Origin of the sequence: Pseudoduganella albidiflava (assembly GCF_004322755.1) — a bacterium.
Lineage (GTDB): Bacteria > Pseudomonadota > Gammaproteobacteria > Burkholderiales > Burkholderiaceae_D > Rugamonas > Rugamonas albidiflava.
In genome coordinates, this window is the sequence record NZ_CP036401.1 from 5,044,233 (window position 1) to 5,057,075 (window position 12,843).

At 66.7% G+C, this 12,843-nt stretch carries 10 protein-coding genes and 1 pseudogene; 4 read left to right on the top strand and 7 right to left on the bottom strand.

What is annotated here, in order from left to right; translation table 11 throughout:
* The first annotated feature begins 67 nt into the window (after positions 1-67).
* From EYF70_RS20910 to EYF70_RS20920, 4 genes and pseudogenes are all read left to right on the top strand, one after another.
* Positions 68-1,270: a glycosyltransferase gene (locus EYF70_RS20910; protein WP_131147131.1), complete on the top strand. Its 1,203-nt coding sequence runs from the start codon at positions 68-70 to the stop codon at positions 1,268-1,270.
* A gap of 553 nt (positions 1,271-1,823) precedes the next feature.
* Positions 1,824-2,798 carry a glycosyltransferase family 2 protein gene (locus EYF70_RS20915; RefSeq protein ID WP_131147132.1) on the top strand — a complete coding sequence of 325 codons (975 nt, stop codon included), beginning with the start codon at positions 1,824-1,826 and terminating at the stop codon, positions 2,796-2,798.
* Positions 2,799-3,085: 287 nt separating this feature from the next.
* Positions 3,086-3,328: pseudogene (locus tag EYF70_RS32015) on the top strand (GtrA family protein); the annotation flags it as partial.
* A gap of 9 nt (positions 3,329-3,337) precedes the next feature.
* Positions 3,338-5,008 carry an ArnT family glycosyltransferase gene (locus tag EYF70_RS20920; RefSeq protein WP_229420939.1) on the top strand — a complete coding sequence of 557 codons (1,671 nt, stop codon included), beginning with the start codon at positions 3,338-3,340 and terminating at the stop codon, positions 5,006-5,008.
* 89 nt (positions 5,009-5,097) lie between these two features.
* On the opposite strand, the gene EYF70_RS20925 is transcribed toward EYF70_RS20920, so the two are convergent.
* From EYF70_RS20925 to EYF70_RS20955, 7 genes are all read right to left on the bottom strand, one after another.
* Entirely contained in the window at positions 5,098-5,505 is a 408-nt protein-coding gene (locus tag EYF70_RS20925) for a RidA family protein (protein WP_131147134.1), read from the bottom strand.
* Between the two features lie 2 nt (positions 5,506-5,507).
* Entirely contained in the window at positions 5,508-6,692 is a 1,185-nt protein-coding gene (locus tag EYF70_RS20930) for an acyl-CoA dehydrogenase family protein (protein WP_131147135.1), read from the bottom strand.
* Between the two features lies 1 nt (position 6,693).
* Complete coding sequence (locus tag EYF70_RS20935; protein ID WP_131147136.1) at positions 6,694-7,548, bottom strand: enoyl-CoA hydratase family protein; 855 nt, start codon at positions 7,546-7,548, stop codon at positions 6,694-6,696.
* Positions 7,545-8,066, bottom strand: a complete 522-nt coding sequence (locus tag EYF70_RS20940) for a MarR family winged helix-turn-helix transcriptional regulator (protein ID WP_371861742.1) — start codon at positions 8,064-8,066, stop codon at positions 7,545-7,547. The genes EYF70_RS20935 and EYF70_RS20940 overlap by 4 nt, the downstream gene beginning before the upstream one ends.
* 14 nt (positions 8,067-8,080) lie before the next feature.
* On the bottom strand, positions 8,081-10,393 hold the full coding sequence (locus EYF70_RS20945; protein ID WP_131147137.1) for a bifunctional salicylyl-CoA 5-hydroxylase/oxidoreductase: 2,313 nt from the start codon (positions 10,391-10,393) through the stop codon (positions 8,081-8,083).
* Positions 10,390-12,003 (bottom strand): benzoate-CoA ligase family protein, encoded by a 1,614-nt coding sequence (locus EYF70_RS20950; RefSeq protein ID WP_131147138.1) that lies wholly within the window; start codon positions 12,001-12,003, stop codon positions 10,390-10,392. The genes EYF70_RS20945 and EYF70_RS20950 overlap by 4 nt, the downstream gene beginning before the upstream one ends.
* A 146-nt stretch (positions 12,004-12,149) precedes the next feature.
* Positions 12,150-12,839 carry a response regulator gene (locus tag EYF70_RS20955; RefSeq protein ID WP_131147139.1) on the bottom strand — a complete coding sequence of 230 codons (690 nt, stop codon included), beginning with the start codon at positions 12,837-12,839 and terminating at the stop codon, positions 12,150-12,152.
* Positions 12,840-12,843 lie beyond the last annotated feature (4 nt).

A 12,843-nucleotide genomic window follows, 5' to 3' on the forward strand; every position in this document is an offset into this window, starting at 1 on the left:
CAGCCGCTACCCGGCAAGCCAGCAATCATTTGCTATAATCGCAATTATTTCCTCCGATAATTGTGCCGTGTCGAAGCCCTCCTCGCTCAAACTTCTCGTCCTTGCTCCTGAGTTGCTCCCGACCCACCGCGCCGACGTGGCGACCCTGTTCGGCAAATACCTGCCCCGCCACGGCATCACCTGCGACCTGATCGGGCGGTCGGACGGCAAGCCCGCACCGGCGCCGCAGGGTTATGCATCGATGCACCGCGTTTCCGGTGCCGGCGGTAGGCTGCGCAGCGAATTGCGCTTCGTCGGCACGTGCGTGCGCAAGGTACTCGGTGCGCGCCGCGGAGAATACGCCGCACTGCAGGTGCGTGACATGGTCACCGTCGGCCTGCTGACGATGCTGGCGGCCAAGTTGCGCGGCCTGCCCTTTGTCTACTGGATGTCGTTCCCCATGTGCGAAGCACGCATCGTTCGCGCACGGGAGCAAGCCGGCCTGCGCGCACGCATTGTCCTGGCCAAGGGCATGATCGAACACTGGCTGCTGTACCGCCTGGTACTGCCCGCTGCGCGCCACGTCTTTGTGCAGAGCGACACGATGGCCGAGATGGTCCAGGGCAAAGGTGTCCCGGCAAGCAAGATCACAGCGGTGCCGATGGGCGTGGATACTGAATTGCTGGCAGCACCCGATACGGCGCCACCGGTACGGGGCAACGCGCCGCAGATCGCCTACCTGGGTACGCTGGACCGTCTGCGCCGGCTCGATGAACTGATCGACGCCTTGCAGCTGGTACGGCGGCGCCATCCCACCGCCACATTGCTGCTGATCGGCGGCGGCGAGCCGGCCGATGCCGCATCGCTGGTCGCCCACGCCACGAAACTGGGCCTGCAGGATGCGGTCAAGATCACGGGCTGGCTGCCTTCCGGCGACGCATGGCAGCTGCTGCGCGGCGCCGATGTCGCGGTTTCCTATATCCCGCGTGGACTGGTGTACGACGTCAGTTCGCCAACCAAGATCCTCGAATACCTGGCGCTGGGGATGCCCAACGTGGGCAACGACATTCCGGACCAAGCGTGGGTGCTGCGCAACAGCGACGCGGGCTGGCTCACGCGCACCACTGTCGAAGCGCTGGCCGAAGCGTTATGCGAAGTCCTCGACGATCCGGAATACGCCCGGGCACGCGCAGCCAAGGGGCCGGCGTTCATCGAGAACACGCGCAGCTATCGCGTGCTCGCGCAACAACTGGCAGCCCGCTATCACGGCCAGCTCGGTGTCCAGGGATGAGGCACTACGAGGTCAAGGCAGCAGCGCGGCAGCCGTTCGCGCGAGAAGGCCTGTCCGGCGTGTGGATCGGGCATTTTCCCCTCTCGCGGCCTGCCCGCCAGCTGTCATGAGAGCACCGTAAAGCGGTGTGCTTTCACAGATGGAAAACTTGCAAAGATGGAAAAACATGGTAAAGTTGCGACCGCAAGGAAGATTGTGCTTTAGTTACGATAAACACCGATCGTTGAACAGCCCGAATCTAGTTTTGTGGAAATACGTCTGTCAACATGTGCTCCCCGATGGATGCTTTGAAAGTCGTGGCGAGCGGAAGGGACCGAGATCGCAACGCGCGGCAAGCGTCCAGTTTCCACAATTTGCTCCGGTCCAGTAACGCACACGGCGATAGCGTCATTCCTGGGATAGTGCACACCGCAACGAATTGCTGCCCGCATCACATTATCCGAGAGATCCCAAGGCTCGCCAGCGCACGAGCGACTCGCCGATCTTAAATAGTTCAAAGGTAGATATGCAAGACTTGAATGTTAGCGAAAAATTTGTCCGGAAGCGGGATACCTTGCCGACGCTGCACCTCGTCGTTCCCTGCTATAACGAAGAGGCTGTACTGGCGGAGTCGTGCCGCCAGTTCGTGGAATTGCTCGAGAAACTCATCGGCAAGGGCAAAATCAACGCTTCCAGCCAGGTTGTATTCGTCGACGACGGCAGCCGGGATAAAACCTGGCTCCTGATCGAGAAGGAAGCCAGCCGCAGGTCGCATGTCACCGGCATCAAGCTGTCGCGCAACCGCGGGCACCAGAACGCCGTGCTGGCCGGATTGATGGCATCGAACGCCGATGTCGTCATCACCATCGACGCCGATCTGCAGGACGACATCAATGTGATCGAGACCATGATCGATCACCACGCCCAGGGCAGCGAGATCGTCTACGGTGTCAGGAATGATCGCTCCAGCGACTCGCTTTTCAAGCGCAACAGCGCCGTGGCGTTCTACAAGCTGCTGGCCTGGTTCGGAGTCGACCTGATCCATAACCACGCGGACTTCCGCCTGATGAGCCGCAAGATCATCGATGCCCTGCGCGAGTACAACGAAGTGAACCTTTATCTTCGGGGCATCATTCCACTGATCGGCTTCAAGGCAACGACCGTCGAGTACGTGAGGAAGGAACGGTTCGCTGGCGAGACCAAGTACCCGCTGAAAAAGATGCTCAAGCTGGCGGGCGAGGCCATCACGTCATTCTCCACGGTGCCGCTGCAGATGATCACGATGCTGGGATTCATCGTCTTCGGCTGCTCGCTGCTGGTGGGAGGCTGGGTGATCTGGACAGCACTGTTCACCAAGAATGCCGTGCCGGGCTGGGCCTCCACGGTATTCCCGCTGACGCTGCTTGGCGGCATTCAGTTGCTGTGCCTCGGTGTCATCGGGGCGTATCTCGGCAAGATCTATGGTGAAACCAAATCACGGCCGCGCTATTTCGTCGAGCGCACGGTGACTGGACTGCCCGTCCAGGATCGTGAACTGGTGCCTGAGTAAGCGAACCAAGCACACTAACCGGAGCCGGTCACGCGACCGCTTCGAGCAAATGCGGTTGAAGTAGGTCGGCGGCACCTGTCCAGGGGCCGGCCTCTTCAACCGGATGCATCGGCTTACGGCCAATGCCGCGACGCAGCGCTCGCTGCCCGTGAAGAGTCATACTCTTCACGCATCACCCGATCAGTTACCTAAAGCCGATGATGATAGCCGCCCCCTCACTCAACAAGTTGTTCTCCGTTACGCTCGGCAAGTTCCTGACCGTTGGCGTCTTCAATACCGCCGTGACCATGGCCGTCATCTTCATTGCCAAGGCATGGCTGGGCGTCGATGACGTTGCCGCCAATGTGAGCGGGTATGTGATCGGCATGCTGTGCAGTTTTTTCCTCAACAAATTCTGGACCTTCTCGCACAAGGGCAATACCCTGCAGGCGGCAGCGCGCTTCATCCTCGTCTGCGCCGTCGCCTACCTGGCCAATCTCACCGCCCTGCAAGCCTTCCTGGCCCTGGAGCTGAATTCGTACCTGTGCCACGTGCTGGCCATGCCGTTCTATACACTGGTGTTCTACATCGGCTCGAAGGCCATGGTGTTCGTGGATTACAGCAGTGGCAAGACAGGAAAGCAAGGGGCCGACTGGCGCACCCCGCTGTCGGACAGCGGCGGCGGCAGCCATGCCACGGATGCCGGCAGCCAGGACAACCAGCGGCGCAATCTGTTCCTGTTGCTGCTGGCATTTGCCGCGTCCGCGGTGGTGCTGTTCTATCGCCTCACCGACATTCCGATCGAACTGTGGGATGAATCGCGCCTGGCAAACAATGCGCTGGAAATGTCGAAGACCGGCCTGTCGCTCATCACCACATTCGAATGGCAGCCCGATCACTGGAATACCAAGCCGCCATTGCTGATCTGGCTGATGGCCATTGCCATCAACCTGGTCGGTGTCAATGAACTGGGGGTACGCCTGCCTTCGGTGCTGGCAGCGCTGGGCACCGCCATGCTGGTGTACTGGTTTGTCGGCCATTATCTGCGCCGCCCCGTCCAGGCATTCCTGGCCGTCCTCATCATTCTTGCCACGCCGGGGTATATCCAGATCCATGGCGCGCGTTCAGGCAACTACGATTCGCTGCTCACGCTGCTGACGACCGTCTACATCCTTTGCGCTTTCATCTTCCTGCAGGAACAGACCCGCAACAAGCGGATGTACTTCGCCTTGACGACCATCGCCGTCGTCCTCGCCTTCTATACGAAAACCATCCAGGGGATGATTTTCCTTCCTGGTATTTTCCTTTACGCACTGTTCACCCGTCAGATTGGCGCGATATTGCGTAAGCCATATTTTTATATCGGATGCATCCTGGCGGCCGCCTCGTGTGTTTCCTATTACTGGATCCGGAACGAGATCGATCCGGGCTATTTCGCGGCGGTGCAGGCCAACGACCTCGGCGGCCGTTATGCCAATGCGCTCGAGGGCCATCATGGCAGCCCGCTCTGGTACCTGTTCCGGGTCAAGTTCTTCCCGTGGCTGGTGCCGAGCCTGCTCATGGCCGCCTACCTGCTCGTGCGCGGCTCGGCTGCGGTGAAACGACTGACGGCGTTCCTGGCCATGTGCCTGATCGTCTACCTCGTCGTGATTTCATCCGCTGGTACCAAGCTGGTGTGGTACGCGATGCCGCTGGCGCCGCTGTCGGCCATCCTTTGCGCGCTGGGATTCAGCGATATCGCCGCCAAGCTGCGCATGGATCCCGAAGCCGCCAAACCGGCCCTCGCCATCCCGCTCGGCGTTGCCCTGGCGGCGCTGGCCATCGGCCTCAATGCCCTGCTGGTCCACAAGACGATCGCCCTGAAACAGTCCAGGCCGTATGACCAGCACAGCTTTGCCTTGCGCTCGCTTGCCGGCAGCAACGAGGCCGGGCCAATCGCCGTGCTGCATCCCGGCTATCCGGTGGGTGACATCTTCCCGTTCTATGCGGCGCCAACGCTCTTCTACGCGAATGCGCTGACGCTGGCGGGCACGCCCACCACTATTGTCCAGCATGCCACGCAGGCCGGCAGGGATGCCAGGCTGCTCGTCTGCGGGAATGCCGCGCCGGTTCCAGGGTGGACCATCAGCAAGCCACTGGCTGCCGGGACCAGCTGTGCCTTGCATGTACCGGCGCCTGACAGCGACCAGCCAGGTTCCAGCCCGGTCGTGGCGGGTGATACCGGCCGGTAGATCGACAACCGTGGCGATGCCCGCGAACTGCCCGGGCATCGACGCCACGTTCGGGCCAGTCGGCCCCGCGTAACGGGCCCTGCCTGGAATCAGCCGGCCAGCGAAGGGGGTTCCACGACGGCGGTGACTTCGATCTCGACCCGCGCGCGCGCTGGCATCAGCGCGGCGACCGCCACCGCTGTCATGGCGGGAAAATGATCGCCCATCACCTCGCGATAGGCCTGGCCGAGCCTTTTCGCCGCCTGCAGGTATTCATCGCGATCGACCACATACCACGTCATCCGCGCGATATCGGCCGGCCCCGCGCCTGCCTCGGCCAGTACCGCGAGCACGTTGCGCAGCGCCTGTGCGACCTGGAGGACGAAATCGTCGGTCTCGAACTCGCCTTCGGCGTTCCACCCCACCATGCCGCTGACGAACACCATGCGCCCGCTGGCGGCGATGCCGTTCGAATACCCCCTTGGCCGGGACCAGCCCGGCGGTTGCAGGATCTCCATCGTCATTCCCCGTTCGGCAAGGCGCGCAGCAGTTCGCGCGCGATGATCAGTTGCTGCACTTCGGTGGCGCCTTCGTAGATGCGCAGCGCGCGGATCTCGCGGTACAGGCGCTCCACCGGCGCGCCGCTGACCACGCCCTGTCCGCCGAACATCTGCACGGCCGCGTCGATCACCTGCTGCGCCGTTTCGGTCGCCGTCATCTTCGCCATGGCCGCCTCCTTGGTCACCTTGTTGCCGGAATCGCGCAGCCACGCGGCGCGATAGGTCAACAGCGCCGCGGCGTCGATCCCGGTGGCCATCTGCGCCAGCTTCGCCTGCGTCAGCTGGAAGCCGGCCAGGGTCTGGCCGAACATGGTGCGCGAGGTGGCACGCGCCAGGGCTTCGTCCAGCGCGCGCCGGGCGAAACCCAGTGCCGCGGCGGCCACCGAGGTGCGGAACACGTCCAGCGTGGCCATCGCCACCTTGAAGCCCTGCCCCGCCGCGCCGACCAGGGCGCCGGCCGGCACGCGGCAGGCGTCGAACCGCAATCTCGCCAGCGGATGCGGCGCGATGACGTCGATGCGTTCGGCGATGGACAGCCCCGGCGCGTCGGCATCGACGATGAAGGCACTGATGCCGCGCGCGCCGGGCGCCTCGCCGGTGCGCGCGAACACCACGTAGAAATCGGCGATGCCGCCATTCGAGATCCACGTCTTTTCGCCATCGAGCACATAATGGTCGCCATCGCGCACCCCCGCGCACGCCATCGCGGCCACGTCCGAACCTGCCTGCGGTTCGGACAGCGCGAACGCCGCGATCGCGTCGCCCCGCGCCACGCGCGGCAGGTAGTGCGCCTGTTGCGCCGGGCTGCCGAACAGGCTGATCGCGCCGGAGCCCAGGCCCTGCATCGCGAACGCGAAATCGGCCAGGCCATCGTGCCGCGCCAGCGTCTCGCGGATCAGGCACAGCGCGCGCGTGTCGAGCGCCTCGCCGGCGCCGCCATACCGCACGCCGCCCACCGCATGGCGCAGCCAGCCCGCCTCGCCCAGCCGCCGCACCAGCGCGCGGCAGGCCGCATCGACATCGGCCGCCGCACCAGCACCATGCGTGTCGCCCAGGTGCGCCGCCGCCCAGGCATCGAGTTCGCTTTCCAGCGCACGGTGGCGCGGTTCCAGGAATGGCCAGTCCAGGTATGCCTTGTCCGCCACGTCAGTCTCCCTCGAATGCCGGTTTCTGCTTCGCCACGAACGCGTGGTAAGCCCGGTGGAAATCGTTGGTGGCCATGCAGATCGCCTGGGCCTGCGCCTCAGCCTCGATCGCTTCGTCGATGCCCATGTTCCATTCCTGCTGCAGCATCTTCTTCGTCATGCCGTGCGCGAACGTGGGCCCGCGCGCCAGGGCGCGCGCCAGCTCCTGCGCGGCGCCCGGCAGCGCCTCGGGCGCATGCAGCGCGTTGAAGAAGCCCCACCGCTCGCCTTCCAGGCCCGACATCGAACGCCCCGTGTACAGCAGCTCGGCGGCGCGCCCCTGGCCGATCACGCGCGGCAGCAGCGCGCAGGCGCCCATGTCGCAACCGGCCAGGCCGACGCGGGTGAACAGGAATGCCGTCTTGCTGCGTTCCGTGCCATGGCGGATATCGGACGCCAGGGCCAGCATCGCCCCCGCGCCGGCGCAGATCCCGTCGACCGCCGCGATGACCGGCTGCGGGCAGGCGCGCATCGCTTTCACCACGTCGCCCGTCAGCCGCGTGAACGCGAGCAGGCCGGGCATGTCGAGCCGCGTCAGCGGGCCGATGATCTCGTGCACGTCGCCGCCCGAACAGAAGTCGTCGCCCGCGCCGGCGACCACCACGGCCTTCACGTCGTCGGCATGGGCGAGCGCGCGGAACAGGTCGCGCAATTCGGCGTACGACTCGAAAGTCAGGGGGTTCTTGCGTTCGGGGCGGTTCAGCGTGACCGTGGCCACGCCCTCCTCCACCGCGAACAGGAAGTGGCGCGCCGCGTAGCCGGCCAGCGCCGCGCGGTGGCCCGGCAGCGCATGCGGCTGCCCGTGCAGGTATTTCATGCATTCTCCTCGCGGGCATCCAGGTGCCCTTTCATCTGCGCCAGCAACTCCAGCAATCGGGCCTTGTCGTCGCCCGGCATGTCCCCCAGCAGCTCGATCACCCATCCCTCGTGCTCGCGCGCCATGGTGGCGAAGGCGCGGCGCCCCGCCGGCGTCAGTTTCACGCTGTAGGCGCGCCCATCACGCGGGTCGGGCACGCGTGCCACCAGCCCCTCCCGCTCGAGCTGGCTGGCGATGCCGGTGACGTTGCCGCCGGTGACCATCATCCGCTTCGACAGTTCGCCCATGCGCATGCCATCGGGGTGCCGTTCCAGCTGCGCCATCAGGTCGAAGCGGGGCAGCGTCACGTCGAAACGCGCGCGCAGCCGCGCACGAATGTCGTTCTCGATGCGCACCGTGCACGAGAGCATGCGCAGCCACAGTTTCAGCGACTGGTGATGGTCGTCGGTCAGGCGGCTGGCCAGGTCGAGCGCGATTGAGCGCGGTGCCGCCGGCGGTGCATCCGGGACAGCCCGCAGTACTTCCTTCTTGTTCAAGATCGTTCCCGCTCCAGGTTGCGTTCCAGTTGCGCCTTGCCGGCCAGGTACTGCCTGGGCCAGGGCTGCGCGCGGTAGCCGATGCGCGCCGCCTCGGCCAGCGTCCAGGCCGGGTTGGCCAGGTGCGGCCGGCCCACCGCGCACAGGTCGGCGCGGCCGGCCGCGATGATGCCGTTGGCATGGTCGGCCTCGTGGATCGCGCCCACGGCCATCGTGGCAATGCCCGCTTCGTTGCGCACCCGGTCGGCAAACGGCGCCTGGTACATGCGGCCGAACACGGGCCGTTCGCGCTTGCTGACCTGGCCGGACGAGCAATCGATCACATCCGCGCCGGCCGCCTTGAACAGGCGTGCCACCCGCACCGCGTCGTCCGGCGTGATGCCGCCTTCCACCCAGTCGTGCGCCGAAATGCGCACGCTCATCGGCTTGTGCGCGGGCCAGGCGGCACGCATCGCGGCAAACACGCGCAGCGGGAAGCGGCAGCGGTTTTCCAGGCTGCCGCCATGTTCGTCGGTGCGCCGGTTCGTCAGCGGCGAGATGAACGACGACAGCAGGTAGCCGTGCGCGCAATGCAGTTCGAGCCAGTCGAAGCCCGCCTCGTCGGCCGCCAGGGTGGCGCGCACGAAATCGGCTTCGATGCGCGCCATGTCGGCCGCACCGGCTTCGCGCGCCACCTGCGACACCCCTTCCAGGTATTGCTGCGGCGATGCCGACAGCAGCGGCCAGTTGCCATCGGCCAGCGGCTGGTCGATGCCGTCCCACATCGCGCGCGTCGAGCCCTTGGCGCCGGCATGGCCGAGCTGGATGCCGATGCTGGCGTCGCTCGCCGCATGCACGGCGGCGACGATGCGCCGCCATGCCACCGTATGCTCCGGCGCATACAGGCCGGGGCACCAAGGCGTGATCCGCGCATCGGCGGAAACGCACGTCATTTCCGCCATCACCAGCCCCGCCCCGCCCACCGCGCGCGCGCCCAGGTGCAGCAGGTGCCAGTCGCCGACCACGCCATCGGTGGCGCTGTACTGCGCCATCGGCGACACCACGATGCGGTTCTTCAGCACCAGGCCGCGCACCCGGAACGGCGTAAACATCGGCGGTATCGCGCACTCGTCCGGCGGCGCCAGGCCGGCCTGCGCGAAGGCGCGCCGCGCGAACCAGCGCTCGTAGTCCGCCACATAGCCAGGGTCGCGCAAGCGCAGGTTTTCATGGGACAGACGCTGGCTGCGTGCCAGCATCGCATAGGCGAACTGCGGCGCGTCCAGCGCCGCGTAGCGCGCCACGTTCTCGAACCACTCCATCGAATTGCGCGCCGCGCTCTGCAGCTTCAGCACCTCGACCGAGCGCTCCGCCTGGTAGGCGTCCAGTGCCTGCCGCAAGTGGCCATGCGCCCCAACGCAGCGCGCCAGCGCGATCGCATCCTCCAGCGCCAGCTTGGTGCCCGAACCGATCGAGAAATGCGCCGAGTGGGCCGCGTCCCCGGCCAGCACGACCGGTACCGCGCCTTCCCAGTGCACCCAGCGTTCGCAGACGATGCGGGGAAAGCGCAGCCACATGGCCGAACCGCGCAGGTGCGCCGCGTTCGACATCAGCGGGTGGCCGTCCAGCCGGTCGGCGAACAGGCGCTCGCAGAACGCGATCGCTTCCTGCTGCGTCATGTCTTCCAGCCCGGCGGCACGCCACACCGTTTCCGGCGTTTCCACGATGAAGGTCGACGTGCCGGGCTCGAACTGGTAGACGTGGGCCTGGAACCAGCCGTGCTCCGTTTCCCGGAAATCGAACGTGAACGCATCGAAGCGTTTCGTCGTGCCCAGCCACACGAAGCGGCACTGGCGCGCTTCCACCTGCGGCATGAAGGTTCCGGCATGGCGCGCGCGGATGCGGCTGTTCAGGCCATCGGCGGCGATCACCAGGTCGGCGGCGTAGCGTGCGGCCAGTTCGCTGTCGTCCGACACGTCCGTTTCAAAGACCAGTTCCACGCCCAGCGCCTCGCAGCGCCGCTGCAGGATGTTCAGCAGGCGCTTGCGGCCGATGCCGGCGAAGCCGTGGCCGCCCGAACGCACCCGCGCGCCCTTGAAGAAGATCTCGATGTCGTCCCAGTGGTTGAACGAGGCCAGGATCTCGCGCGCCGTCGGTTCATCGGCGGCCACCAGGTTGTCCAGCGTCTGGTCGGAAAACACCACGCCCCAGCCGAAGGTGTCGTACGGCCGGTTGCGCTCCACCACGACGACGCGATGCTCCGGCGCCGCCTTCTTCAGCAACAGTGCGCTGTACAGGCCGGCCGGGCCGCCACCGATGCACAGCACGTTCATGGCTGGCGCAGCCGGAAGCGCTGCAGCTTGCCGGTCTCGGTGCGCGGCAGTGTCGCCGCGAACACCACGCGGCGCGGGTACTTGTACGGCGCGATCTCGCCCTTGACGAATTCCTGCAACGCGGCCGCCAGCTCGGGCGTGGCGGCAAAGCCCTGCCGCAGCACCACATGCGCTTCGACGACCTGGCCGCGCTCGTCGTCCGCCCTGCCGACCACGCCGCATTCGGCCACGGCCGGATGGCGCAGCAGCGCGTCTTCCACCTCCGGCCCGGCGATGTTGTAGCCGGCCGAGACGATCATGTCGTCGGTCCGCGAACGGTAGTAGAAATAGCCGTCGGCATCCATCTCGTAGGCGTCGCCGGTCAGGTTCCAGCCGTTGCACACGTAATCGCGTTGCCGGGCGTCGTCCAGGTAGCGGCAACCTGTCGGCCCCTTCACGGCCAGCCGACCCACCACGCCCGGCCCCACCGGCCGGCCCTGCGCATCGAGCACGCACGCGCGATAGCCCGGGACCGGCTTGCCGGTGGCACCCGGCCGCACCTCGGCGCCCGCGGCGGAGATGAAGATGTGCAGCATCTCGGTCGAGCCGATGCCGTCGATCATGGCCAGGCCGGTTGCCCGTTGCCAGGCTTCGCGGGTGGCGACCGGCAGCGCCTCTCCCGCCGACACGGTTTCGCGCAGGCTCGACAGATCGTGGCCGGCTGCCAGCGCCGCCATCTGCCGGTACGAGGTGGGCGCGGTGAAGCACACCGTGGCACGGTACCGCCCGATCGCCTGCAGCAGCGTGTCCGGTGTCGGCTTTTCCAGCAGTACCGCGCAGGCGCCCACGCGCAGCGGGAACAGCAGCAGGCCGCCCAGGCCGAACGTGAATGCCAGGGGCGGCGTGCCGATGAAGACATCCTCCGGCCGCGTGCGCAGCGTGTGGCGCGGGAAGCAGTCGCAGATCGCCAGCACGTCGCGGTGGAAATGCATGGTCCCCTTCGGCACGCCCGTGGTGCCGGACGTGAAGCTGATCAGGCAGACATCGTCCGCCGCGGTGTCGCAGGCCTCGAACGTGGCAGGCGCCTCCGCCATCAACGCTTCCAGGGCGCCATCCGGGGTACCGAAATGCACCACGCGCGGCAGGTCCGGCACCGCGTCGAGATCGGCGCGCAGCGCGGCAGCGCACAGCACCGCATCCACCCGCGCCTTCGCCGCGATGGTCGCCAGCTCGCGGGTGCGCAGCAGGGGCATGGTTGGCACGGCGACCAGGCCAGCCTTCAGCACGGCCAGGAGGGCGGCGGCCATCAGCGGCGTATTGGTACCGCGCAGCAGCACGCGGTTGCCCGGCACGAGGCCTATCGGGCCGCGCAGCACCTGGGCGATGCGGTCGACGCGCTCCTGCAACTGCGCGTAGGTCCACTGCTCATGCTCGCCGTACAGCGCGACGCGGGCGCCGTCGCCGGCGGCCACATGGCGGTCGAGCAGCTCGGCAACGCAGTTGAGGCGGGGTGGGTAATGCAGCTCGGGCAGGTCGAACACGAGTTCGGGCCACAGCCCGGCCGGGGGAAGGTGGGCCCGCGCGAACGGATCGGCGTGCGCGCTGGCGGTGCCTTGCGTGGAGTGGTCCATGATCGCCTTGTGGTTGATGGTTGGACTGGCCACTTACTTTAAGCTTAAACGATCCATCGCACAAGCCGCCGCGCAAGGCCGCGCCGTCACGCGCCTGGCTGTCGCACGCCTGGCTGTCACACGCCTGCTTGTCACACGCCTGCTTGTCACACGATTATGCGTCGGGCCTGCCGGCGCACGGCGTCGCATGCCGCGCCCAGCATCGGCGCCAGCGCGGCCGCGCTGGACGGCAGCGCGGCCAGCGCGCCGGCCGCACCCGTCAGGCCAAGCGTGGCGCAGCCGCCACGCAGGCGTTCCAGCCGCACGGCGGCCTCGCCGCGCTGGCCCTCCCGCAGCAGCGTTTCCAGCTCCGGCCCCGCGGCCAGCAGCTGGGTTTCGAAACCGGCCAGGTAGGCGCCCAGGCGCTGCGCATCGATGCCGAGCCGCGCCTGCGTGGCCGCCGGGTCTTCGGCCGGCAACGGCGCGGCCTGCAGCACGGCCAGCGCATCGAGCTGGGCGCGCACATCGACCGGTTCGAACGGCTTGACGATGTAGCCGGTGGCACCGGCGCGGGTGGCCCGTTCGACCGTTTCCCGGTCGTTGGCGGAGGACACCAGCACGAACGGCAAGGCCGCCAGCGCGGCATCGTCGCGCACCTTCTGCAGCAGTTCCAGGCCGGACACGCGCGGCATGCGCAGGTCGCAAAAACAGGCGGCCGGCCGCAGCCCGCCGGACAGCTGCTGCCACGCATCGGCGCCGTCCTCGGCTTCAACGATCTCGTAGTGGCCGCTGCTGTCGATCAGGTGCATCAGCATCATTCGCGACACGACGTCGTCGTCGACTACCAGTACTTTCATGAGT

What these genes read in the sequence shown, in the direction of transcription:
- EYF70_RS20955 (WP_131147139.1), bottom strand. Translation starts at nt 12,839, where the DNA reads ATGAAAGTACTGGTAGTCGACGACGACGTCGTGTCGCGAATGATGCTG.
- EYF70_RS20945 (WP_131147137.1), bottom strand. Translation starts at nt 10,393, where the DNA reads ATGAACGTGCTGTGCATCGGTGGCGGCCCGGCCGGCCTGTACAGCGCA.
- EYF70_RS20925 (WP_131147134.1), bottom strand. Translation starts at nt 5,505, where the DNA reads ATGGAGATCCTGCAACCGCCGGGCTGGTCCCGGCCAAGGGGGTATTCG.
- EYF70_RS20950 (WP_131147138.1), bottom strand. Translation starts at nt 12,003, where the DNA reads ATGGACCACTCCACGCAAGGCACCGCCAGCGCGCACGCCGATCCGTTC.
- EYF70_RS20935 (WP_131147136.1), bottom strand. Translation starts at nt 7,548, where the DNA reads ATGAAATACCTGCACGGGCAGCCGCATGCGCTGCCGGGCCACCGCGCG.
- EYF70_RS20920 (WP_229420939.1), top strand. Translation starts at nt 3,338, where the DNA reads ATGCCGTTCTATACACTGGTGTTCTACATCGGCTCGAAGGCCATGGTG.